The following is a 24,126-nucleotide window of genomic DNA, read 5'->3' on the forward strand; positions in this document are numbered from 1 at the left end:
GTACCGATGCCCACTGAACTCGATCCCACTCCCCGCCCGCTCGACCATCTTGCGCTGATCGGTGCGCGCGATGCCCCCGCCCTTGTCGACCGGTCGGGCGCGCTCGATCACGCCGGCCTCGACCGCGCCGTGGGCGCTCTCGCGGCAGGGCTGCGCGCCTGGGGCCTGGAGCCGGGCGACCGCGTCGCCAGCTGGGTTGCCAAGAACCGGCTTGCCTGCCTGTTGCCGCTGGCCGCGGCGCGCGCGGGGCTCGTGCATGTGCCGATCAATCCCCTGCTCAAACATGGCCAGGTAGCCCATATCCTCGCCGACAGCGGTGCGCGGCTGCTGATCGCCGGGCAGGGGCGGATCGCAACGCTCGAGCAGGGCGACTGGCCCGAAGGCTGCACCCTGCTGGACGAGCTGGCCGACGCCGCCGCGCTGCTCGACACGGCGGCGTCCTTGCCGCCGTCATCGGCCGATCCCGACGAGCTCGTGGCGATCCTCTACACATCGGGTTCGACCGGCCGGCCGAAAGGGGTGATGCTAAGCCATGCCAATCTGTCGCTGGGCGCGATCAGTGTCGCGGATTATCTCGGCCTCGCCCCCGATGACCGCACCCTGGCCGTCCTGCCGCTCAGCTTCGACTATGGCCAGAACCAGCTGCTCTCCACATGGGCGGCGGGCGGCTGCGTCTATCCGCTCGACTATCTCACTCCGCGCGATGTCGTCCGCGCCGTCGCGCGGCATGGGATCACCACCCTGGCCGGGGTGCCGCCGCTGTGGATACAGGTTGCCGAAGCCGATTGGCCGGCGGAGAGCATCGCGCCGATCCGGCGGCTCACCAATACCGGCGGACGGATGAGCGTGCCGCTGGTGCGCCGGCTGCGCATGCTGTTCCCGCAGGCCGGGCTGTTCTCGATGTATGGCCTCACCGAGGCATTTCGCTCGACCTATCTGGATCCGGGGCTGATCGACCGCCATCCCGATTCAATCGGATCCGCCATCCCGTTCGCCGAGGTTCTGGTCGTCCGCGCCGACGGCAGCGTGGCGGACGATGGCGAGGCCGGCGAACTCGTCCATGCCGGGCCGCTGGTGGCGCAAGGCTATTGGCGCGATGCGGAGCGGACCGCCGAACGCTTCCGGCCCGCGCCCGCCGCATCGCGCTATGGGGGGATGGCGGTCTGGTCCGGCGACACTGTGGTGCGCGATGCTGGCGGCCTGCTGCGTTTCGTCGGCCGCGACGACGAGATGATCAAGAGCATGGGCACGCGCATCAGTCCCACCGAAATCGAGGAGGCGGCGATTGCCAGCGGCGCGGCGGCCGAGGCGGTGGCGCTGGGCATCGCCGATGAGCGGCTCGGGCAGGCGATCCTGCTTTATGCGCGGCCTGTGGGGGAGGGCGCCGAACAGCGCCTTTCCGACTGGTTAAGGCGTAACCTGCCGGGCTTCATGCAGCCTGCACGGGTGATCTGGCGCGACGAACTGCCGCGCAACGCCAACGGCAAGCTTGACCGGGCCGCGCTGAAGATGGAGGCGGGGGCATGAAGGCAATGGGCCCGATCCCGGCCGACTATGGCTGGCGCGATGGCGAACTGATGATCGGCGGCCGCACAGCTGCGGACTGGGTCGGGCTTGCCGGCGACACTCCGCTGTTCGTCTATGACCTGGCAGTCGTTCGGGCGCGTATCGCCCGCTTTCGCGCCGCTTTTCCAGGCGTGTCGCTTCATTATGCGGTCAAGGCCAATCCCCATCCGCCGCTGGTGGCGTCGATCGCCGCCTTGGTCGACGGTATCGACGTGGCCTCGGCGGGGGAGGCGCAGGTCGCGCTCGAGGCCGGGATGGATCCGTTGCGCATATCCTTTGCGGGGCCAGGCAAGCGTGACCGCGAACTGGCCATGGCGATTGAGGCGGGAATCACGCTCAACCTTGAATCCGCCGGTGAAGCCGAGCGGGCGATCGCGATCGGCCGGGGGATCGGACGGACGCCGCGGTTGGCGCTGCGCATCAATCCCGATTTCGAGCTGAAGGGCTCGGGCATGAAGATGGGCGGCGGCGCCAAGCCGTTCGGGGTGGATGCGGATCAGGCCGCAGCCATCGTACATCGCATTGCGACGGCCGGCGCGGACTATCGCGGCCTCCATATCTTCGCCGGCTCGCAGGCGCTCGATGCCGAAGCGATCGTCGAGGCGCAGCGTTCTTCCATCGCATTGGCCGGTCGAATCGGAGAGGAAAGCGGCGTTCCGCCACCGCATGTCAATCTCGGCGGCGGCTTCGGGATTCCCTATTTCGCGACAGATACCGCTCTCGACGAACATATCGTGGGCAAGGCTCTGGCACGTGAGCTCGGCGAACGGCCGCCGATCCTGTCCGACACAGAATTTACAATCGAACTCGGCCGCTGGTTGGTCGGCGAGGCGGGAGTCTATCTGACCCGCATCGTCGACAGGAAGCTCAGCCATGGCGAAATCTTCCTGATCGTCGATGGCGGCCTGCATCATCAGCTGGCGGCGAGCGGCAACTTCGGCACTGTCGTGAGGCGTAACTATCCGATTTCACTGGTAAAAAATCCCCTGCCGGCTGCGGTCGAGGAGGTGTCGGTGGTGGGGTGCCTTTGTACGCCGCTCGACCGGCTGGGCGACCATGTCGGTTTGCCGCCGGCCGAGGTCGGCGATGTCGTCGCGCTGTTCCTTGCCGGCGCCTATGGCGCTACGGCGAGCCCGCAGGCTTTCCTCGGTCATCCGCCGGCGCGCGAATTAACCATAGACGGAACTGAAATCGTGTGATTCCTAAGCATATGTTCATCGTTTATGTTTATGAGGACATGCTTGGCGTATAGCGGGCGCGCGGAAGTCCGCTGACGGGCGCGTTTGCCCTGGAGGAAGTAAGATGGCGTTCGGTGCTGCGATGAGGAAGCTGGCGGGAGCGGTCATGCTCGCAGGCATGATCTTTGCCGGACCCGTCCACGCCGCCGAGAAAGAGCTGCCGCCTGCGCCCTTCGTGCCCTCCGGCGCGATGCCGGGTGAGGACTATACGATCGGGCCGCTCGACGCGCTGACCGTGTTCGTCTGGCGCAATCCCGAGCTCGGTGCATCGGTTCAGGTCCGTCCTGACGGGAGGATCACCCTGCCGCTGATCAGCGACATGGTTGCGGTCGGGAAAACCCCGGCAAAGCTGTCCGACGACATCCGCGACGCGCTGTCGACCTACATCAAGGATCCGATTGTATCGGTGATCATCAACAATTTCTCGGGCACTTTCGCCCAGCAGATCAGGATCGTCGGCGCAGCGGAAAAGCCGGCATCGGTCGCCTATCGCTCGGACATGACCTTGCTCGATGCGATGATCGCGGTCGGCGGACTGTCCGAATATGCCGCGGGCAACCGGGCGAAACTGGTCCGGCACGATCCGGCGACCAATCAGCAGCAGGAGTTCAAGCTGCGGATCGACAGCCTGCTGAAGCGCGGCGACATCAAGGCTAATGTGAAGCTGCAACCGGGCGATGTTATCATCATCCCCGAGAGTGCCTTCTAGGCCGATCGGATGACCGTGGGGGCGGCAGGCTAATCGATGGAAGCGATCTACACCGAGATCAGGATTGCGCTCTATGCCATCTGGCGGATGCGTTGGCTGGCGCTCGCCGTTGCCTGGGCTTTCTGCATGGTCGGCTGGGTGATGGTGATGCGCGTGCCCGCCGCCTATGAAAGCAGCGCGCGGATTTCGGTGCAGGTCAAGTCACTGCTCGGCGACGGCAGCGAGGGCGACGTCCAGAAGGGAATCGATCGCGTCCGCCAATCGCTGACCTCGACCGAGATATTGAAACGGGTCGTGCGCAGCGTCTCGAACGGGGAGCGGCCGTTGACCGCGTCCGAGGCGATGTCGCTGATCGGCGCACTGCGGAGCGGAATCTCGATCACCGCGCAGGGCGAAGACCTGCTCGAGATCAAGACACGCATCAGCCTGAAGGGCGTATCCGAGCAGCAGACGGCCTATATCGCCCGTAACGTCACCCAGAAACTGATCGATATCTTCGTTTCCGAGAATCTGGTCGGCAGCAGGACGAGCAACAGCGAGACGCTGACCTTTCTCGACGCCGAACTGGCGCGGCGCGCCAAGGAGTTGGCGGATGTCGATCGCCAACGGGCGCTGATCACCCAGCAGACGATGGGGTCGCTGCCCGGCTCGGGGACGCTCGACCAGCGGATGGATGCGGCGCGCAACGAACTCGCTACGATCGATTCCAACCTGATGTCGGCGCAGGGATCGCTCGCCGCGATGAACGGGCAGCTCGCGGCGACGCCGGCTAGCATTCCGGCGGGCTCGGTCGGCGGCATCGACTCGCTCGACCAGCGGATTGGCCAGCTGCAGGGCCAGCTGTCGGAGGCGATATCGCGCGGCTGGACCGAAAAGCACCCCGACGTGATCGCGATACGCGCGCAGCTGGCGCAGCTCCGCGCGGAAAAGGCGCGCGGCGGCAACGCGTCGGTGCCGATGGCGCCCAACCCCGTCTATGTCTCGATCAAGTCCATGCAGGCGGAGCGCCAGGGCAATGTGTCGGCGCTGGTCGCGCGCAAGAGCCAGCTGGAGTCAGCGGTCAACCTGATCGCCCAGCGCCAGCTGACTGCGCCGGGACAGATGATCGACCAGTCCCGCCTCGACCGCGACTATGATGTGCTGCGCGATCAGTACAACAAGCTGCTCACCCAGCGAGAATCCGCCAAGCTGCGGGCGGATGCCACGGGCAAGACCGATGGCGTGCGGTTCCGAGTGATCGACCAGCCGTCGTTGCCGAACCAGCCGGCGGCCCCGAACCGGACGATGTTGCTGACAGCCGTGCTGATCGCCGGGGTGGCGGTCGGTTCGGGTGTTGCCTTCGCCAAGAGCCAGCTGTCGAACGTCTTTACGACCACCCAGCAGCTCGCCAAGTCCAGCGGCCTGCCGGTGCTTGGATCGATTTCGGAGGTCATCACCGCCGAGACGCGTGCTGTCCGCCGCAAGCAGATGATGTGGTTTTCGTCGGCTGCCGCCGGCTTGCCGGGGATGTTCATGCTGCTGATGCTGATCGAATTCGTTAAGCATATCATGGTATCCTGATCGCATGGACGGGCGGGACGACACGGGCAAACAGCCTCCCAAGAAGCGTCGGGGGCGCGGTTCGCTGATCGAGCGGGCTGGGTCCGTGTACGACTTCGAAGCGGTGCTTCGTGCCCGGGTCGTAATGCCGGACGGCATCGCCGCGGGCACGGTCGTCGACGTACCGCTGAACCCGCCGGTGGCACCGACGCCCATGCCGGCGGCGTTGCCGGAAGCTGACGTGGCGACAATCGCTGCGCCGCCACTCTCGGCGGTCACGCTCGGCTTTGGCGGTGGCGGCAATGCCGCGCCCCCGTCGGCTGCCGCACCGGTCGCCGACAGGGAGCCGGCGGCGCTGCCTTCGCCCGATATCGTCTACCGCACGGCCAAGGTGAACCGCGCCGACCTGATCGACCAGGGCTTCGTCATGCCCGATGCGGCGATCACCGCGCTTGCCGAGGAGTTCCGCATCGTCAAGCGGACGCTGCTGCTGAACGCGATCGGGCCGACCGCGCTGCCCAATGGCCGCCGCATCCTGATCTGCTCGGCGCAGGCCAATGAGGGCAAGACTTTCTGCGCAGTCAACCTGGCGCTCTCGATGGCGAATGAACGCGATATCGAGGTCCTGCTGATCGACGGAGACTTCGCCAAGCCGACGGTGCTGTCGACCCTCGGCATCGATGGCCCGGTGGGACTGATGGACGCGCTGGCCGATACGGATATCGATGTCGAAACGCTGATCATCAAGACCGATGTGGGCAATCTGTCGGTCCTGCCTTCCGGGAAATACACCAATGAAGCGACTGAGCTGATCGCCGCTGATCGCACCCGCGCGATCATCGAGCGGCTGTCGGCCAAGCCCAATCGCATCATCCTGTTCGACAGTCCGCCTGCGCTTGCAGCGTCGCCGGCTTCGGTGCTCGCCTATCATGTCGGACAGGTGCTGCTGGTGGTTCGCGCCGACCGGACCGGCGAAGCCGAGTTGCGCGACGCGGTATTGCTGCTGGGCGGCTGCGAGGAGATTCAGCTTCTCCTCAACGGCGCGCGCTTCGCGCCGAACGCGCGCCGCTTCGGCAGTTACTACGGTTACGAAGCGCCGCGATGAGCAGCCCTACATCGCGAGTCATGCTGGGCCTCCTCGCGGGGAGCGTCTTTTGCGGCGCGGCCCATGCGGATCGCCCGGAGCTTGGTGCGTTTCTCGATCTGCAGCAGCTCGGCGAGATGCAGCTCAACGGCGCCGGTGGCGACGACGTAACCTATACCGAGGTCTCCGGCGGCGCGATGGCGCGGATCAACAACCGGCGGATCGTCGCTTCGGCGAGCTATCGGCTGAGCTACCGGATCCCCGAGATTGGCGACATCAGCAAGAGCGTCTCGCAGGACGGCGTAATGCGCTTGCAGGCCAATGTCGTCGACGAATGGTTGGCGGTCGATACCGGCGCTATCGTCACCCGCAGCCGGGTCGCCGCAGGCGGCGCCGCCCCGCAATTCGATTCGGCCAATCCAAAGAACCTCACCCAGACCTATTCGGCCTTCATCCAGCCGAGCATCAACCATCGCTTCGGCGATCTCGGCGTTTCGGCGACCTACCGCTACGCCTATACGCAGAATGAAAGCGGCCAGACCGGTGGTCTCGTGACCGGCCTGCCGACCGACAGGTTCGACAATAGCAAGGCGCAGCAGGGCACGCTGAATTTCGGCATGGACAACAGCTCGCTGCCGTTCGACTGGTCCGTCAGTTCGCAATATCGGCGCGAGAACACCAGCAATCTGGCCCAGCATTTCCGCGCCTTCAGCACGGCTGCCGAAGTGAAGGTACCGATCACCGACTTCGTCGCGCTGGTGGCCAGCGGCGGCTATGAACAAACGCGCACCTCGCAGCGCCGGGCGCTGGTCGATCCGCTGACCGGCCTGCCGGTGCTCGGGAAGGGCGGACGGTTCGTCGTTGATCCCGCCAGTCCCCGGCTGCTCACCTATGACATGGACGGTCTCATCGGCGATGCCGGCATCATCTGGAAGCCGAGCCGCCGCACCCGGTTCGAGGCGCGCGCCGGCTATCGCTATGGCGGGCTGTCAGTGACGGGCCTGATGGAGATGCACCCCAGCGAGCGGAGCGGTGTCACGGTTATCGTGACCGACAGGATCGAGAGCTTCGGACAGGGCGTATCGGGCGGGCTTGCGGATGCGCCCGCCAATCTCGATCTCGGCCAAACGCTCGATCCCACCAGCTCCTACCAGAACTGCCTGTTCGGCAAGTCGCCGGGCACGGGCCGCTGCATCGGCGGTGCTCTTGGCCAGGCATCTGCCAGCACCTATCACGAGCGGGCCGCAAGCGTGATCTTCAACCATCGCATGCGTAGGTGGAGCGTCGCCACGTCGCTGGGCTACACCCGGCGGACCTATATCGACGATCCCGGCACGCTTTTTTCGCTGGACGGCGTGGTTGATCAAAGCTTCTTCGGCGATGTCTCCTTGACCGGCCAGTTGACGCGAAATTCGGGCGTCTCCTTTTCTTTTTCCGGCAATTTGTTTAAGAACGGCCAGGTGGGAGCATCGGATGTGCTGTCTGGTTCGTTGAGCAGCAATTACTATCGGACGTTCGGACGGGGAATAAGGGCGCAAGCCAGCCTGGCGATCGAATCTTCGAAGCAAGACGGGGTTACAGCCGATGTATCGGGTCGTGCGCAGCTTGGCGTGCAGTACCAGTTTTGATGCCGCGCCGTCTCCGCGCCGGTCGGGAGGGTCGAATTGGACCATGATCCCTACGGCCTGAGCGACAGGCCGTTTCAGCTCACACCCGATCCGCGCTTCTATTTCGAGAGTGCGACCCACCGCAAGGCGATGACCTATCTGGGCTATGGGCTGGCGCAGGGCGAGGGCTTCATCGTCGTCACCGGCGAGGTCGGCACCGGCAAGACCATGCTGGTGGGCCGGCTGATGGCGACGATCGATCGAGCGCGGCTGACGGCGATCAACCTCGTCTCGACGCAGCTCGAGGGTGAGGACATATTGCGGATCGTCGCGCTGGCGCTGGGCGTGGCGACCGATGTCGCCGCCAAGGGTCAGCTTCTCGCCCGGATCGAACGCTTCCTGCACGAACAGGCACGCGGCGGCAAACGCACGTTGCTGATCGTCGATGAAGCGCAGAACCTGCCGATGTCGGCGCTCGAGGAACTGCGCATGTTGTCGAACTTTCAGTTCGGCGGTCAGGCGCTTCTCCAGATATTCCTGCTCGGCCAGCCCGAATTCCGCGACGCGCTGGGACAGCCGCGCTTCGAGCAGCTGCGTCAGCGGGTGATCGCCACCCATCATCTCACGGCGATGAATCCCGACGAAGCCGCGCCCTATATCATGCACCGGCTTGCCTGTGCCGGCTGGAAGGGAACGCCGCGCTTCACCCAGGACGCCTATGACGCGTTCCACCGCCTGTCCGGCGGCATCCCCCGGCGGCTCAACATGCTGGCCGGGCGCGTGATGCTGCAGGGAGCGATCGAGCGCCTGACCGACATCGACGGCGAAGTGGTCGAGGACGTCGCCGCCGATCTGGCGAGCGAGAGCATCATGCCAGCCGCAGGTCCGCAACCGCTGGCCCAGGCCATGCCGCAGCCTTATCCCGATCTCCCGGTCGGGCAGTCGGTCATGGGCGCGGCGGTGCCCGCCTTTCCGGCACCGGCACCGGCATCGCCCGTGCCGGCCTCGCCCATGCCAGCGCCGGCCGCCGCGCCGGCTCCGTCTTCCTATGACAGCTATGCGCCGTTCGATGAGGAAGAGCCGGCGCCGCGATATGCGATGAACGGCGACCCCTTCGCTGCGCTGCCCGACAATGTCCCGCCGCCAGCGATCGAGCAGCCGCCGCGCTATGACGGCTTCGTGCCGCCCGACGCGATGGCACCGGCCCCGCCGCTCGCGCCCGCCCGTCCACAATTGCGCGCCGTGGAGCAGGTGCCCGCGCCTGAGCCTGCGCCCGGGCCGCTCCCCTATTCTCCAGCGCCGCCGCAGGTCTATCGGCCGGCCGCGCCGCCGCCCGAGCCCAGCTACGAGACGTTCGTCCCGCCGCCGCAGCCGACCTATGCGGCTTTCGCGCCCACGCCCCAGCCGCCGGCCTACCAGCCGCCAGCCTATCAGCCTGCCGCGCCGTCTCCGGCCGCTCCGCCGGCGAGCGAGGCGATCGATTATGCCGCGCGCAATGCCGAGCTTGAGGCACGGCTTGCCGATCAGGAGGCCATCCTGCGGCGAACTTTGTCGCTGCTCGTCGAGCTTGTTGAAAATGATCCGCGCACGCCGCAGGGGCCGCAGGGGAGTGGCAGCGGCGGCAACCAGGATGCGGCCTGACCGGGCCATGGTGGTCAACGGCCTCTCGGTCGATATCGAGGACTGGTTTCAGGTGGGGGCCTTTGAGAAGACCATCCGCCGCGACGAGTGGGATGGGCTGGCCCCGCGCGTCGAGCGCAACAGCGATGCGGTGATCGCGCTGTTCGGCCGTGGCGCGGTCAAGGCGACCTTCTTCACGCTCGGCTGGGTTGCCCAGCGCCATCCCCGATTGATCCGCCGCATCGTCGACGCGGGCCACGAACTCGCCAGCCACGGCTGGGACCATGCCCGCGTTTTCGCGATGACCCCCGACCAGTTCCGCGAGGATATTCGCCGCACCCGTGCCGTGCTCGAGGATCTGGGCGGCCAGAAGGTGACGGGCTATCGCGCGCCAAGCTTCTCGATCGACCGGCGCACGCCCTGGGCGCACGAGATCCTCGCCGAGGAAGGCTATGCCTATTCGTCGAGCGTCGCGCCGGTCGTGCACGATCATTACGGCTGGCCCGAGGCGCCCCGCTTCGCCTTCCGTCCGGTGAAGGGCAGTGCGCTGATCGAATTGCCGGTGACGACTGCGCGCCTGCGGTGCCGTGTCGTCGCGGCCGGCGGCGGCGGATTTTTTCGGCTGTTTCCCTATGCCTTTTCCCGCTGGGCGATCCGGCAGGTGAACGCCGAGCAACGGCCCGCGATCTTTTATTTCCACCCTTGGGAGATCGATCCTGGCCAGCCGCGCGTCGCCGAGGCGCCGCTCAAGTCGAAGATCCGACATTATGCACGACTGGGGGCGATGGAAGGAAAGCTCGATCGGGTGATCTACGATTTCCGATGGGACAGGGTGGACGCGGTGGCTGCTGCCGAAGCGGCACGGGCAGCCTGACTCGATGACCAGGATCCGACGTGCCGACCTGTCCGACGACGCGCAACTGCGGGCGATCGATGCCTATGTCGCGACGCATCCCGGCGGCAGCGCCTTTCACCGGCCGGCCTGGAGCCGCGCGGTCGAGCGCGGCTGCGGGCAGAGAGCGCATTATCTTCTGGCGGAACGTGGCGGCGGCATCGCTGGCCTGCTGCCGCTCAGCGAGGTCCATTCGCCGCTGTTCGGCCGCGCGCTGGCCTCGGCGGGCTTCGCGGTGGGCGGTGGGCCGATCGGTGACGATCAGGTCGTGGTGGATGCCCTGGCAGAGGCTGGCTGGTCGCTCGCCGAACGACTGAGCTGCCCTTCGCTCGAACTGCGCGGAGGGACGCTGCCGTCGGGCGGTAGCTGGCATGTCGAGCGCGGCATCTATGCCGGTTTCACCCGGCCTCTCGCGCGCGATGACGAAGCCGAACTGCTGGCGATCCCGCGCAAGCAGCGCGCCGAAGTGCGCCGCGCGCAGGGCTTTGACCTGCAGGTCCGCATCGGCACGGCCCGGCAGGACCGCGCCGACCATTATGCCGTCTATGCGGAGAGCGTCCGAAATCTCGGGACGCCGGTCTTCCCCCGCGCGCTGTTCGATGCGGTGCTCGATGCCTTCGGCGGAGACGCGGACATCCTGACCGTCAGCCATGACGGAGTGCCGCTGTCGAGCGTGCTCAGCCTCTACCACAAGGGCGTGGTGATGCCCTATTGGGGTGGTGGAAACCGGGCCGCGCGGACATGGCGCGCCAACGACATGATGTATTTCGCGCTGATGGGTCACGCGCGCGGGCGCGGCTATACGATCTTCGATTTCGGCCGCTCGAAACTGGGCACCGGCGCCTTCGCCTTCAAGAAGAATTGGGGCTTCGAGCCCGAGCCGCTCGCCTATGCCGCGCGCACCGCCGATGGGCAGGAGCCGCGCGAGATCAATCCGCTGAACCCGCGCTACCGGCTGCAGGTCGCCCTGTGGCAAAGGCTGCCGCTGGCCGTCGCCAATCATCTGGGACCCTGGATCGCCCGGGGGCTAGGTTGATGGCGGAAGTGATGTTTCTCGCCCACCGGATACCGTTCCCGCCCGATCGCGGCGACCGGATCCGCAGCTTTCACATATTGCGCCATATCGCGCGGCGGCGGCCGGTGCACCTGCTCGGCTTCGTCGACAGCGAAGAGGACAAGAAGGCGGCGAAGGAATTGCTGCCGATCCTCGCCTCGCTGCATGTCGAGGTGCGCCGGAAGTCGAAACTGCGGGCCGGCATCGAGGCGCTGGTCCATGGTGACCCGGTGTCGGTAACGGCGTTCGGCTCAGGTCGCATCAGCCGCACGGTGGACAACCTCCTCGCCGAGCGGCCGATCGATACAATCTTCGCCTATTCGGGCCAGATGGCGCAGTTCGTGCCCGACGAACGTGGCGGGCGGCGCTTCATCATGGATTTCGTCGACGTCGATTCAGAGAAATTCGCAACCTATGGCGCCGCCGAGCGCGGCGTGATGGGCTGGGTCCACCGGCGCGAGGGCCGCCTGCTCGCGCAATATGAAAATCATGTCGGGCGCTGGTCCGACATCAACCTGTTCGTCAGCGAGGCCGAGGCCGCGCTGTTCCGCCGGCGGGCGGGCCTCGCGGTGTCCCATGTCCGCGCGCTCGACAATGGTATCGATACCGCCAAGTTCGATCCGGCCGGCTTCCCGCGCGTCGCCGGCGCCGAGCCGATGATCGTTTTCACCGGGCAGATGGACTATCGCCCCAATGTCGAGGCGGTCGACTATTTCGCGCGGCGGACCTTTCCGGCGATCCGCGCCAAGCATCCGGCCACGCTGTTCGCGATCGTCGGCCGCGATCCCACCTCCGCGGTCCGGGAACTGGCAAAGCTCAAAAATGTCATCGTCACCGGCGAAGTGCCGGATGTGCGGCCGTGGATAGCCGCCGCAGCCGCGGTGGTCGCGCCGCTCGAAATCGCGCGCGGCATCCAGAACAAGGTGCTGGAGGCGATGGCGATGGCCCGGCCGGTGGTCGCGTCGCCGGCGGCCTTCGAGGGGATCGACGCCGTTCCCGGCGAGCACCTGATCGTGGCCAATGGCTATGACATGGCCAATGCCGTCAGCCAGCTGATCTCGGATCCGGCCGCCGGCGACAGGCTCGGCTCGGCGGCGCGCGCGCACATGATCCTGCGCTACGGATGGGATGCGCAGCTCAGTGCACTCGATCCGATGATGGGGATCGGCTGAAGCGATGTGCGGCATCGCCGGCATATTCCATCTGCAGACGGCCAAGCCCGTCGACCAGGCGCGCATCCGCGCGATGACCGACGCCATCGCCCATCGCGGGCCGGATGGTGAGGGCGTCTGGATCGCGCCCGGCGTAGGGCTCGGCCATCGCCGCCTGTCGATCATCGATCTCGAGGGCGGCGTTCAGCCGATGGCGAGCGACGATGGCCAATCGGTGCTGATCTTCAATGGCGAGATCTACAATTTCCTGGAGGTGCGCGCCGAGCTCGAGGCGCTCGGCCATGCCTTCCACACCCACAGCGACACGGAAGTGATCCTGCAGGCATGGGAGCGCTGGGGCCCCGATTGCCTGCCGCGGCTCAACGGCATGTTCGCCTTCGCGATCCACGATGCCCGGCGCGGCTGCCTGTTCCTGGCGCGCGACAGGCTGGGCGTGAAGCCGCTCCACTATGCCGAGCTGTCCGACGGCAGCGTGATCTTCGGTTCCGAACTCAAGGCGCTGCTCGTCCACCCGCTGCTGCGCCGGACACCGGATTTCAGCGCGATCGACGATTATCTCGGCCTCGGCTACGTGCCTGACGACGCCTGCATCGTGTCCGGCGTCAGGAAGCTCCCGGCCGGGCATCATCTGTTGCTCAGGCGCGGCATGCCGCTGCCCGCCCCGGTGCAGTGGTGGGATGTCAGCTTCGCCGATCGCGAGCGGGGGTCGGCGGCGGCGCTCCAGGACGCGCTGATCGAGAAAATGCGCGCCGCCGTATCGTCCCGGATGATCGCCGATGTGCCGCTGGGCGCTTTCCTGTCGGGCGGCGTCGACAGCTCGGCGGTAGTCGCGCTCATGGCGGAGATCAGTGCCAAGGCTGTGAAGACCTGTTCGATCGGTTTCGATCATCCCGACTTCGACGAGTCACACTATGCCGCCCAGGTCGCCGCGCGCTTCGCGACCGATCACCGCAGCCGGATCGTCTCGGCCGATGATTATGGGCTGATCGACACGCTGGTGCGCGCCTTCGACGAACCCTTCGCCGACGCTTCGGCGCTGCCGACCTATCGCGTCTCCCAACTCGCGCGCGAAACCGTGACGGTAGCGCTGTCCGGGGACGGCGCGGACGAAGCCTTTGCCGGCTATCGGCGGCTGACCTTCTTCAACACCGAGGAGAAGATCCGCCGGCTGCTGCCGGCGCGGATGCGCGCCAGCCTGTTCGGAACCATGGGGCACGTCTATCCCAAGCTCGACTGGGCGCCGCAGATGCTCCGGGCGAAGAGCACCCTTCAGGCGCTCGGCCGGTCCGGTGAGGAAGCCTATGCCGACGCCGTCGGCGTGACGGCGCAGCCGCTGCGCCAGCGCATTTATTCGGATGGCGCGCGCGCCGAGCTGCAGGGCCACCGCGCCGAGGATCGCTACATCGCCGCGATGCGTGCGGCGCCGGCACGGAACGGGCTTGACCGCGCCCAATATGCCGACCTCAAGATCTGGCTGCCCGGCGACATCCTCACGAAGGTCGACCGCACCAGCATGGCGGTGAGCCTGGAGGCGCGCGAGCCGCTGCTCGACTATCGGCTGATCGAGTTCGGCGCGCGGCTGCCGGTGGGCATGCGCGCGCGCGGCGCGACCGGCAAATGGCTGATGAAGCAGGCGATGCGGCGCTACCTGCCCGACGATATATTGTTCCGCAAGAAGATGGGCTTCGCCACTCCGATCAGCGCCTGGTTCCGCGGCCCGCTCGCAGCCGAGGCCCAGAGGATCGCTCGGGGCTCCGCGCTGAGCGAGACCGGCTGGTTCGACGGCAAGGCGCTCGACACGATCGTGACCGAGCACCGCAGCGGGCGTAGCGACCATGGCCGGCTATTGTGGCAGCTGATGATGCTCGACAAGTCGCTGTCGAGTCTGTTCGGGGTGGGACGGAGCTGAGAAATCCTCGCCGTGCGCGGAGATCTCAGGAATATACCGCTTCCATGAAGTAGAGCCCATCGGGTGGCGCGTTGAAGCCGAGCCGGGCGCGGTCCCGCGCGTCCAGCGCATCCGACAGGTCGTCCGCGCTCCACTTGCCCCGTCCGACCAGCATCAGGCAGCCGACCATCGAACGGACCTGGTGGTGGAGAAAGGAGCGCGCCGCCGCCTCGATTTCGATGATCTCGCCGTCGCGGCGCACGTCGAGCCGGTCGAGGCTCTTGAGCGCGCTCAGCGCCTGGCAATGGGCCGAGCGGAAGGTGGTGAAGTCATGCGCGCCGACGAGGCGCTGCGCGGCCTCGTGCATGCTGGCTGCATCGAGCTGCGCGGCTACCTGCCAGGCGAGCCCGGCCTCGAGCGTAAGCGGCGCGCGGCGATTGACGATCCGGTAGATGTAGCGCCGGCCGACGCAGGAGAAGCGCGCGTGCCAATCGTCGTCGACCGCCTCGCAGGCGAGGATGGCAACCGGCAGGGGGCGCAGCCGAGCGTTGATCGCTTCACCGAGCCGGAACGGCGTGATGGCGCGGGCGATATCGACATGGGCCGCCATGGCCCGGCCATGGACGCCTGCATCGGTACGGCCCGCGGCATGGAGCGGCGGCGTTTCGCCGGTGATCGCCGTCACCGCCTCCTCGATCGCCTGCTGGACGCTGGGCCCGTGCGCCTGGCGCTGCCACCCCATGAAGGGGCGGCCATCATATTCCACCGTCAGCCGGAACCGCGTCATTCGAAAGATGGCGCCGCGAGATTGGCGCCCGCCGGTATCGCGAAGCCGCGCAGCATCTCCGCCGTGCTCATCGCCGCCTTGCCCGCGCGCTGGACGCGGGTCGGCCGGATCGCGCCGGCGATGCACTCCACCGTCAGCCGATCGTCGATCACCTCGCCCGGCGCGGCCAGGCCGTTGGAATCGACGATGTCGCAGGCGAGGATGCGGATGCGCTCGCCCTCATGTTCGAACCAGGCGCCAGGCGCCGGATTGAAGGCTCGAATCTGGCGCTCGACTTGGCCCGCAGGTTCGCGGAAGTCGATGCGGGCCTCGCTCTTGTCGATCTTGGGTGCGTAGGTCGATCCGGCTTCGGGCTGCGCGACAGGCGGGAATGCGGTCATGTCCGCCAGCACCTCCGCCATCAGGGCGGCGCCGCTGCGGGCGAGTTCATCGGTCAGCTCGCCGCCGGTTTTCGCATCGACCGGAGTCTCGACCTTGGCGAGCATCGGGCCGGTGTCGAGTCCGCGCTCCATCTGCATGATGGTGACGCCGGTGAACGGATCGCCGGCAAGGATGGCGCGCTGGATCGGTGCGGCCCCTCGCCATCGTGGCAGCAGCGAGCCATGGACGTTGACGCAGCCGAGCCGCGGCGCATCGAGGATCGCCTGCGGCAGGATGAGGCCGTAAGCCGCGACCACTGCGACATCGAGATCGAGCGCGGCGAAGGCCGCCTGTGCCTCCGCATCGCGCAGGTTGACGGGATGCCGGACCGCCAGGCCCAACGCCCCCGCGCGGGCCTGGACGGGAGAGGGCAGCACCGCCTGTTTCCGTCCGGCGCGGCGCGGCGGCTGGCAATAGACCGCGACGATCTCGTGCCCCGCCGCGACGAGCGCGTCGAGCGTCGGTATGGCGAAGTCGGGGGTTCCCATGAAGGCGATACGCATCGCTCCTCTGAAACGCTTGCCATGCGATGATGCAAGCCCATATCGATAAGCGCATGGCATCTCCGGAAATCGAGACACTGACGCAGGCGCTCGCGAAGCTGCCCGGACTGGGCCCGCGCTCGGCGCGCCGGGCGGTGCTGCATCTGCTCAAGAAGCGCGAAGGTGCGATGGCGCCGCTGCTGCGCGCGCTGGAGGCGGTGAACGAGAAGCTCACCAGCTGTCATCTGTGCGGCAATGTCGACACCAGCGACCCTTGCGGCATCTGCAGCGATCCGCGCCGCGATGCGCGGATGCTCTGCGTGGTCGAGGAGGTCGCCGATCTCTGGGCGCTCGATCGCTCGCGGCTGTTTCCGGGGCGCTACCATGTGCTCGGCGGGCGGCTCTCGGCCCTGGACGGCATCCGGCCCGAGGATCTCTCGATCGACCTGCTGATCGGCCGGGTGACGGCGGGCGGAATCGATGAGGTGGTATTGGCGATGAACGCCACTCTCGAAGGCCAGACCACCGCCCATTATATTGCCGACCGGCTGGACACCCTGCCGATCCGGCTGACCCAGCTGGCGCATGGCCTGCCGGTCGGCGGCGAGCTGGACTATCTGGACGAAGGGACGCTGGCGCAGGCGCTCAGGGCAAGGCGTCCGGTGTCCTGAGCGCCAGCCACCTTGACGATTCGGCCCCGATTACCTAGCTCCACAGGATGGCCATCCGTCCTATCCTCGAAGCGCCCGACCCGCGGCTGCGCACCATCTCGAAGCCCGTCGATGGCATCGACGATGAGCTGCGGGCACTGATCGCCGACATGTTAGAGACGATGTACGACGCGCCCGGGATCGGCCTCGCGGCCATCCAGATCGGCGTGCCCAAGCGGGTGCTGGTGATCGATCTTCAGGAGCAGGAAGACGCGGAGGGCAAGCCGATCCGGCAGCCGCGCGTGTTCATCAACCCCGAACTGTTCGATCCATCCGACGATCATTCCGTCTATAATGAGGGCTGCCTGTCGGTGCCCGACCAATATGCCGAGGTCGAACGGCCGGCGGTGGTCCATGCGCGCTGGCTCGACGAGCAGGGCTTGCAGCATGAAGAGAAGCTCGAGGGCTTGATGGCCACGTGCCTGCAGCATGAGATGGACCATCTCGAAGGCATTCTCTTCATCGACCATCTGTCGCGGCTGAAACGCGACATGGTGCTCAAGAAGCTGGAAAAGGCGCGCCGGGCCAACCGCGCGGCTTGACTGCCGCCGTCACTCCGGCCAGGTTTACGGCTTGGAGATCACGCCTCGGCCCAGCGCCGCAGCAGATTGTGATACACACCGGTCAGCTTGATGATCGCCGGATCGTCCTGGCCGCGATCGAGGGCGATTGTCTGGATCGCGCCATCTAGGTCGAACAGCGTCCGTCGCGCGCCGTCGTCGCGCACCATGCTCTGGATCCAGAAAAAGGCGCAGAGCCGCTCGCCGCGGGTGACGGGCGTGACATGGTGCAGGCTGGAGGATGGATAGACGACCAGGTCGCCCGCCGCGCCCTTGGCGCTATGCGTGCCGAACAGGTCCTCGACGACGAGTTCGCCACCGTCATAGCTGTCCGGATCGGAGAGGAAGAGCGTGGCTGACAGGTCGGCGCGGATACGGAAGTCGCTGCCCCGCTTCACCCGGATCGCGCTGTCGACATGAGTGTCGAAGCGGTCGCCAACACCATAAAGATTGAACAGCGGCGGAAACACCTTGAGTGGCAGGGCCGCGGCGATGAACCGGGGGGCGCCGCCGAGGGCATCGAGGATCGTCGAGCCAGCGTCACGCGCGGCAGCGGAGTTTTCGGGCAGCTGACGGTTCCGCTTGGCGAGCGCCGATTGATGACCGGAGGTGTCGTTCCCGTCGATCCATTCCGCAGCGGTCACGAGATCGCGGACATGATCGAGGGTGCGGCCCTGCAGCACGCCGGGAACAGCCAGCATCATGGCGAGGTCAGCTCTTCAGGACGAACGGGATCGACATGATGCCACGCACCGCGACCGCGGCGCCGTCGCGGATCATCGGCTGCCAGCGCCAGCCGCGCGCAGCCAGCAGCGCGGCCTGATCGAGCCGGTCGAAGCCGCTGCTCTGCGCGATGGAAACCTGTTCGACACTGCCGTCGGTGCCGATCAGGAGGCGGAGCTGCACCGTGCCCTGCTCCCGCTTGCGGCGCGATTCCACCGGATAGCGTGGCGGCTTGCCCTCGATCATTCGCGCTTCGAGATCGCTCACGCTTATCGGGCCGGCCGATGGCTGAACGACGGGCACCGGCTTCGGCGGGCTCGGCGTGACTGCCACCAGGATCGGCGGGGGCGGCGGCGCTACCGTCTGGACGACCTGCGGAGGCGTCGTCACCGGCTGTGGCTCGATCTTCTGCTCGACGACCGGTTCGGGCTTGGGGCGCTCGACGATCGGCGGCGGTGCCGGTTCGGAGATGAGGTCTATGACCAGCGGGGCCGGCTTCGCCCTTGCCACCTGGATTACATCCAGCTTGACCAGGGCAACCAGCGCAGCGGCATGGAGCACGATTATCATGACGATCATCGGCCAGTTCGGACTGCTCCGCTCGCCATAGGCGAAGCGTGGCTCGACGGGGCGGATCAGCATCTGGCCGCGTGCAGGATCGGGCATGTCGACAAAGAAGAGCGCTTCGCTCTCCAATCCCGCTCTCCGATCGAGTGTTGCGTGCATCATCAGACCTGCCGACTCCTGTCGATGTCGATGAGCTAGCGGCATTTAGATTGCAAATCAATCGCAATAGCGTTTGACGGATATCGAACTGCGGCAATCAGCACGCGTGACGAATGCGTCCGCGGCACCTATGTCATGGCGATGCCTCGCTCCTTTTCCCCCGGCCTGCCGAGCCGCGACCAGATCCTCGATTTCATCGCGAAGTCGGACGTCCCCGCCGGCAAGAGGGAAATCGCCCGTGCCTTCGGCTTGCAGGGCAATGAGAAGATCGCGCTCAAGGCGCTGCTCAAGGACATGGCCGACGAAGGGCTGATCGACAGCGCGCGCGGGCGCGCCTTCCATAAGATGGGGGGCATTCCCAAGGTCACCGTGCTGCGCGTGACCGACGTCACCGATGAAGGCGTCGCGCTGGCAGTGCCCGAAACCTGGCATGGCGAAAATGGTCCTCCGCCGCAGTTGCGGGTCAAGGAGCTGCGCGGCCGCAAGGGGCCCGCGCTCGGCGTCGGCGACCGCATCCTGGCGCGCACCGAGGAAGCCGGCCGCGGCTGGATCGCCCATCCCATGAAGAAGCTCGCTCGTGGCGAGGAACTGATGCTGGGCGTGCTCCACCGCGAGGGCGACAAGCTGTGGCTGCGCCCGGTCGACAAGCGCGAGAAGCGCGACACCCTCGTCTCCGACGCGGGCGATGCGGATGCGGGCGACCTGGTGCTGGCCGAAAAGGTCGGCCGGCCGCCGCGGATCACCGCGCGCGTGACCGAGCGTCTCGGCGATCCGTTCGCGCCGCGCTCGTTCAGCCTGGTGGCGATCCACAAGCACGGCATTCCGGATGTCTTCCCCGAAGCGGTGCTGGAAGAAGCCGAGCTGGTCCCGCGGCTCGACCTTGGCGAGGACCGTGAGGACCTGCGCGACCTGCCGATCGTCGCGATCGATCCTGCCGATGCGCGCGACCATGACGATGCGATCTGGGCAATGCCCGACGATGACCCAGCCAATCCCGGCGGCTTCAGGGCGATCGTGGCGATCGCGGACGTGTCCTTCTACGTGCGCCCCGGCTCCGCGCTGGACCGCGAGGCGAAGAAGCGCGGCAACAGCGTCTATTTCCCGGACCGGGTGGTGCCGATGCTGCCCGAAGAGCTCTCGGCGGATATCTGCTCGCTGAAGCAGGGCGTCGATCGCGCCGCGCTGGTCTGTCACCTGACGGTCAAGGCCGATGGCACATTGGCGGGCTGGCGCTTTACACGTGCGGTCGTCAGGATCGCGGCGAACATCGCCTATGAGGACGCGCAGGCGGCTATCGACGCCGCCACCGGAGCGACGGACTGGGATCCGGCGCTGGTCGATACCGCGCTCAAGCCGCTATGGGCGTGCTGGAAAGCGCTGTTCAACGCACGCGAGAAGCGCGAGCCACTCGATCTCGACCTGCCGGAGCGACGCGTGGTGCTCGACGAAAAGGGGCGCATCCTGTCGGTGGCGCCGCGCGAGCGGCTCGACGCGCACCGTCTGGTCGAGGACTACATGATCGCGGCCAACGTCGCGGCCGCCAAGGCGCTCGAGGCGAAGAAGGCTCCGGTGATGTACCGGGATCACGAGCCGCCAAGCCGCGAGAAGCTGGTCGCGCTCAAGGATTATCTGGCGACCTACGACATGGAATTCGCGCTGGGGCAGGTGGTGCGTCCCGCCACCTTCAACCATATCCTGGGGCGTATCACCGACGAAGCCGTCAAGCCGCAGATCATGGAGCAGGTGCTGCGCTCCCAGACCCAAGCCTATTACGCACCCGCCAATACCGGCCATTTCGGACTCGCTCTGGGCAGCTACGCGCATTTCACCAGTCCAATTCGGCGTTATGCCGATCTGCTCGTCCATCGTTCGCTGGTCGGCGCCTACCGGCTGGAATGCGGCAAGCCCAAGCTCGTTGGGCCAGGCCGTTCCGGCGACATACCGGCCAGGACGGCCCTGACCGAGGACGAGGCCGAGCGGATGACCGCGATCGGCGAGCTGATCAGTCAGGCCGAGCGGCGCGCCATGGAAGCGGAGCGCGACACCATCGACCGCTATGTCGCGGCTTTCCTGTCGACCAAGATCGGCGAGATCCTGGATACGCGGATTACCGGCGTGCAGCCGTTCGGTTTCTTCGCGACCGTCGAAGGTCTCGGCGGTGACGGACTGGTGCCGGTTTCGACGCTCGGCGCCGAGCGCTTCCGCTATGACGAGGCGTCGCGCTCGCTCGAAGGCGAGGAAAGCGGGGAGCGCTACTTCCCGGGCATGAAGCTCAGGCTGCGGCTGGTCGAGGCCAGCCCGATCAACGGCTCGTTGCGCTTCGAGCTGGAGGAAGGCGCGAACCATCTGCCGATCCGCGGCGGTGCGCGGCGGGACGGCAAGGGCAGGGCGCGGCCGATGACCGGCAGGCGAGGGCGGCCTTCGAACATCCGCCACAAGGGCGGACGGCGGTAATGGACGGCGTCAAAGCTTCGGCAGCGTCACGCCCTGCTGGCCCATATATTTGCCCGCGCGGTCAGCATAGCTCGTCTCGCAGGGTTCGTTGCCCTGCAGGAACAGGAACTGGCAGGCGCCCTCATTGGCGTAGATCTTGGCCGGCAGGGGGGTGGTGTTCGAGAATTCGAGCGTGACATGGCCTTCCCAACCCGGCTCGAGCGGCGTCACATTCACGATGATGCCGCATCGCGCATAGGTCGATTTGCCGAGGCAGATGACGAGCACGTCGCGCGGCACGCGGAAATATTCGACCGTGCGCGCCAGTGCGAAGCTGTTCGGCGGGATGATGCAGACCTCGGTCTCGCGGTCGACGAAGCTATTCGGGGCGAAGTTCTTCGGGTCGACCGTCGCCGAATCGACATTGGTGAAGATCTTGAACTCGGGCGCGACCCGCGCGTCATAGCCGTAGGAGGAAAGACCATAGCTGATGCAGCCATCGCGCCGCTGGGCCTCGACGAACGGCTCGATCATGCCGTGCTTTTGCGCCTGCTCTCTGATCCACTTGTCCGACATGATCGACATTCGGCTGAAATCCCTTTCACGCGGCCGTCCTGATAAGCGGCCGCCATCGTTCATCGTCATGCTGAACTTGTTTCAGCATCCACCGCTTCACTTGAGGATGGCCCTAGATCAGGAGTGGATGCTGAAACAAGTTCAGCATGACGGCAAGGTTGCTGAGACGCGGCGGCGGTAGACCCTATCTTATGCCGAGATCGGCCGGGCCGAAGGCGTGCGGCAGCAATTCGGACGCTCGATAATAGGCGAACGCACTGCCATCGGCCGCTCCGCAGTAGATGTCGATGTCCTGTCCGCCGAGATCGGCGGCCTCGTTGATGATCTGCCGGCAGCGCCCGCACGGCATGACGAGGTCGGAGCCGCTGATCGTCCTGTCCGCGCCGAGCCGGCCGCCGATGACTCCGATCGCGACGATGTCGCGCAGGTGACCGCGGCTGTTGGCGGTGGCGATCGCGACGGTTTCGGCGCAGAGCGATAGGCCGTAGCTGGCATTTTCGAAATTGGCACCGGTGATCACTTGGCCGTCCCCGAGCAGCACCGCCGCGCCAACGCCGAAGCGCGAATAGGGCGCGTGGGCGTGGCCGGCAGCCTCGCGCGCGGCGTCGATGAGGACACGGCCGGCGACTTCGCGCATGTCGACCGGTTCAGCCACGGATATGGAGCACGCAGATCAGCGTGAAGAGGCGGCGCGCAGTATCGAAGTCGACGTCGATCTTGTTCTCCAGCCGATCCTTGAGAAGTTCTGCCGCATCGTTGTGGATGCCGCGCCGGGCCATGTCGACCGTCTCGATCTGTTGCGCCGTGGAACTCCGTATGGCCTGGAAATAGCTGTCGCAGATTGCGAAATAATCCTTGATCGGACGACGGAAGCTGCCGAGCCCGAGGATAAGCGTTTCAAGAAGTTCGCCGCTTTCAGCGGTGATGTCGATCGCCAGCCGCCCTTCCTCGACCCGCAGCTTGACCCGATAGGGGCCGGCATAACCTCGCGGATAGGGCTTGAGCGGCTTGAAGTGGTTGGCTTCGAGCAGATCGAAGATCGCCACGCGTCGCTCCTGCTCGACATCGGCGTTGCGCCAGATGATCGTCTTCTCATCGAGATCGATGGCGATGATGCGCGGATCGGACATGCGGCTGTTGGCCATAGAGGGTGATCGGCCGGGGTGGAAGCGCTTTGCGCTTCCGCGGCAGGCGGGAAAACCAGTCGGTTCGGCCGGTCTGGACCAGGCCGGTCGATAAAGAGAAGCCTGCAGAACCTTGCGGTCCTACAGGCTTCCAGTTTGCCTCTTGGGGGAGGAACTCAATCGGCCACGTGGACCGTCACATGGGCGCTCCAGCCGGCCACCAGCGGCCGGTCGAGCTTGTCGTCGATCTGGATGCGCACCGGCACACGCTGCGTGACCTTCACCCAGTTGCCGGTGGCGTTCTGGGGCGGCAGCAGCGAGAATTGCGAGCCGGTGCCGGCGTTGATGCCGATGACATGGCCTTTGATGGTGCGCCCGGGAATGGCGTCGACCTCGATGTCTGCACGCTGGCCGATTCGCATCTTGTCGAGCTGGGTTTCCTTGAAGTTGGCGTCGATCCAATAGCCGTGGTCGCTGACGATGTTGATGAGCGGCAGCATCTGAACCGCAATCGTGCCAGGCGAAAGCTTGTCGGCCTGGCTGATTACACCGCTGATCGGAGCCCGAACCTCGGTACGCGACAGGTCGAACCTGGCTTTGTCGCGCGCTGCCATGGCGGCTTCGACGACGGGGTGGCCGCCGGCTCTGGAGACGCCGAGCACGGCCCGGGCCGACTCGGCTTCGGAAGCAGCCGATGCCTGCTCGGCTTGCGCGGCAGCGAGCCCAGCCTTGGCCGCATCATAGTTGGCACGCGTGGTGAAGCCGCGCGCGAGCAGCTCCTGCTGGCGGCGGAAGGTGTCACGCGCGAGGCTGACGTCCGACACGCTCTTTTGCGTGTCGGCCTGTTTGGCGTGATAGGTGCTCTGGAGCTGGGCCACCGACAGTTCGGCGTTGCCCACCGCGGCCTCGGCCTGCATCAGCGCGATCCGGAACGGCTCGGGATCCACGCGGAACAGCAGATCGCCCTGGTTCACATGCTGGTTCTCGACAACATCGACCTCGGTGATGCGCCCGCCGATTTCCGAGCTCACCTCGGCGACATGCGCGTTCACCTGAGCATTGTCGGTCGAGACGGTGCGCCCGCCGGATAGCCAGAAGTAGAGACCCACGAACAGCAGCAGCGCCGGTACCGACACCATGGCCGCGAGACGGCCCAGGCGGCGGTCCTTGCCGGCGGTGACGCCGAGCTCCGCGTCCGCGGTGATGCTGCTCATCT

General features: G+C 66.5%; 22 protein-coding genes. 14 read left to right on the plus strand and 8 right to left on the minus strand.

Translation table 11 applies throughout. The features are described from left to right. The first annotated feature begins 6 nt into the window (after window positions 1-6). The 11 genes from AC1DQK_RS09120 (at window position 7) to AC1DQK_RS09170 (ending at window position 14,390) form a co-directional block, all read left to right on the plus strand. Window positions 7-1,527: an acyl-CoA ligase (AMP-forming), exosortase A system-associated gene (locus tag AC1DQK_RS09120; protein ID WP_477869634.1), complete on the plus strand. Its 1,521-nt coding sequence runs from the start codon at window positions 7-9 to the stop codon at window positions 1,525-1,527. Next, window positions 1,524-2,765 carry a pyridoxal-dependent decarboxylase, exosortase A system-associated gene (locus AC1DQK_RS09125; RefSeq protein ID WP_477869636.1) on the plus strand — a complete coding sequence of 414 codons (1,242 nt, stop codon included), beginning with the start codon at window positions 1,524-1,526 and terminating at the stop codon, window positions 2,763-2,765. The genes AC1DQK_RS09120 and AC1DQK_RS09125 overlap by 4 nt, the downstream gene beginning before the upstream one ends. 145 nt (window positions 2,766-2,910) lie before the next feature. Beyond that, window positions 2,911-3,513, plus strand: coding sequence for an XrtA/PEP-CTERM system exopolysaccharide export protein (locus tag AC1DQK_RS09130; protein ID WP_477869892.1), 603 nt, complete (start codon window positions 2,911-2,913; stop codon window positions 3,511-3,513). A 36-nt stretch (window positions 3,514-3,549) separates the two neighbouring features. Then, window positions 3,550-5,073: an XrtA system polysaccharide chain length determinant gene (locus AC1DQK_RS09135; protein WP_477869638.1), complete on the plus strand. Its 1,524-nt coding sequence runs from the start codon at window positions 3,550-3,552 to the stop codon at window positions 5,071-5,073. Between the two features lie 4 nt (window positions 5,074-5,077). Further along, a complete protein-coding gene (locus AC1DQK_RS09140) occupies window positions 5,078-6,157 on the plus strand; it encodes an AAA family ATPase (protein ID WP_477869640.1) in 1,080 nt (359 codons plus the stop codon). Between the two features lie 20 nt (window positions 6,158-6,177). Further along, window positions 6,178-7,764: a porin family protein gene (locus AC1DQK_RS09145; RefSeq protein WP_477869642.1), complete on the plus strand. Its 1,587-nt coding sequence runs from the start codon at window positions 6,178-6,180 to the stop codon at window positions 7,762-7,764. Window positions 7,765-7,800: 36 nt separating this feature from the next. Continuing rightward, on the plus strand, window positions 7,801-9,384 hold the full coding sequence (locus AC1DQK_RS09150; protein ID WP_477869644.1) for an ExeA family protein: 1,584 nt from the start codon (window positions 7,801-7,803) through the stop codon (window positions 9,382-9,384). Between the two features lie 7 nt (window positions 9,385-9,391). Beyond that, window positions 9,392-10,237 carry an XrtA system polysaccharide deacetylase gene (locus AC1DQK_RS09155; RefSeq protein ID WP_477869894.1) on the plus strand — a complete coding sequence of 282 codons (846 nt, stop codon included), beginning with the start codon at window positions 9,392-9,394 and terminating at the stop codon, window positions 10,235-10,237. Window positions 10,238-10,241: 4 nt separating this feature from the next. After that, a complete protein-coding gene (locus AC1DQK_RS09160; RefSeq protein WP_477869646.1) occupies window positions 10,242-11,291 on the plus strand; it encodes a FemAB family XrtA/PEP-CTERM system-associated protein in 1,050 nt (349 codons plus the stop codon). Next, window positions 11,291-12,481, plus strand: coding sequence for a TIGR03087 family PEP-CTERM/XrtA system glycosyltransferase (locus AC1DQK_RS09165; protein WP_477869648.1), 1,191 nt, complete (start codon window positions 11,291-11,293; stop codon window positions 12,479-12,481). Before AC1DQK_RS09160 ends, AC1DQK_RS09165 begins: the two co-directional genes overlap by 1 nt. Window positions 12,482-12,485: 4 nt before the next feature. After that, on the plus strand, window positions 12,486-14,390 hold the full coding sequence (locus AC1DQK_RS09170; protein WP_477869650.1) for an XrtA/PEP-CTERM system amidotransferase: 1,905 nt from the start codon (window positions 12,486-12,488) through the stop codon (window positions 14,388-14,390). Between the two features lie 25 nt (window positions 14,391-14,415). Here the strand turns inward: AC1DQK_RS09170 and truA are convergent, their stop codons facing one another. Next, a complete protein-coding gene (gene truA, locus AC1DQK_RS09175) occupies window positions 14,416-15,156 on the minus strand; it encodes a tRNA pseudouridine(38-40) synthase TruA (RefSeq protein WP_477869652.1) in 741 nt (246 codons plus the stop codon). Then, window positions 15,153-16,079: a methionyl-tRNA formyltransferase gene (fmt, locus tag AC1DQK_RS09180; RefSeq protein ID WP_477869654.1), complete on the minus strand. Its 927-nt coding sequence runs from the start codon at window positions 16,077-16,079 to the stop codon at window positions 15,153-15,155. The genes truA and fmt overlap by 4 nt, the downstream gene beginning before the upstream one ends. 53 nt (window positions 16,080-16,132) lie before the next feature. Here fmt and recR point away from each other — a divergent pair, with 53 nt between their 5' ends. Together recR and def are read left to right on the plus strand one after the other, a co-directional pair. Next, window positions 16,133-16,729, plus strand: coding sequence for a recombination mediator RecR (gene recR / locus AC1DQK_RS09185; protein ID WP_477869656.1), 597 nt, complete (start codon window positions 16,133-16,135; stop codon window positions 16,727-16,729). Window positions 16,730-16,776: 47 nt separating this feature from the next. Then, window positions 16,777-17,310 carry a peptide deformylase gene (gene def / locus AC1DQK_RS09190; RefSeq protein ID WP_477869658.1) on the plus strand — a complete coding sequence of 178 codons (534 nt, stop codon included), beginning with the start codon at window positions 16,777-16,779 and terminating at the stop codon, window positions 17,308-17,310. A 38-nt stretch (window positions 17,311-17,348) separates the two neighbouring features. Here the strand turns inward: def and AC1DQK_RS09195 are convergent, their stop codons facing one another. Together AC1DQK_RS09195 and AC1DQK_RS09200 are read right to left on the minus strand one after the other, a co-directional pair. Then, a complete protein-coding gene (locus AC1DQK_RS09195) occupies window positions 17,349-18,032 on the minus strand; it encodes a Fe2+-dependent dioxygenase (RefSeq protein WP_477869660.1) in 684 nt (227 codons plus the stop codon). Between the two features lie 7 nt (window positions 18,033-18,039). Then, entirely contained in the window at window positions 18,040-18,780 is a 741-nt protein-coding gene (locus AC1DQK_RS09200) for an energy transducer TonB (RefSeq protein ID WP_477869662.1), read from the minus strand. A 132-nt stretch (window positions 18,781-18,912) separates the two neighbouring features. Between AC1DQK_RS09200 and AC1DQK_RS09205 the strand changes: the two genes are divergently transcribed. Next, window positions 18,913-21,231, plus strand: coding sequence for a ribonuclease R family protein (locus AC1DQK_RS09205; RefSeq protein ID WP_477869664.1), 2,319 nt, complete (start codon window positions 18,913-18,915; stop codon window positions 21,229-21,231). A 9-nt stretch (window positions 21,232-21,240) separates the two neighbouring features. Here AC1DQK_RS09205 and dcd read toward each other — a convergent pair whose 3' ends face one another. The 4 genes from dcd to AC1DQK_RS09225 all read right to left on the minus strand — a co-directional run bounded on the left by dcd (window position 21,241) and on the right by AC1DQK_RS09225 (window position 24,124). Next, complete coding sequence (gene dcd / locus AC1DQK_RS09210; protein WP_477869666.1) at window positions 21,241-21,795, minus strand: dCTP deaminase; 555 nt, start codon at window positions 21,793-21,795, stop codon at window positions 21,241-21,243. Between the two features lie 175 nt (window positions 21,796-21,970). Further along, window positions 21,971-22,423, minus strand: a complete 453-nt coding sequence (locus AC1DQK_RS09215) for a cytidine deaminase (protein ID WP_477869896.1) — start codon at window positions 22,421-22,423, stop codon at window positions 21,971-21,973. 10 nt (window positions 22,424-22,433) lie between these two features. Next, window positions 22,434-22,916, minus strand: coding sequence for a UPF0262 family protein (locus tag AC1DQK_RS09220; protein ID WP_477869668.1), 483 nt, complete (start codon window positions 22,914-22,916; stop codon window positions 22,434-22,436). Between the two features lie 170 nt (window positions 22,917-23,086). Further along, window positions 23,087-24,124 (minus strand): HlyD family secretion protein, encoded by a 1,038-nt coding sequence (locus AC1DQK_RS09225; RefSeq protein WP_477869670.1) that lies wholly within the window; start codon window positions 24,122-24,124, stop codon window positions 23,087-23,089. Window positions 24,125-24,126: the final 2 nt, after the last annotated feature.

Source organism: Rhizorhabdus sp. P4_G5 (genome assembly GCF_056401065.1).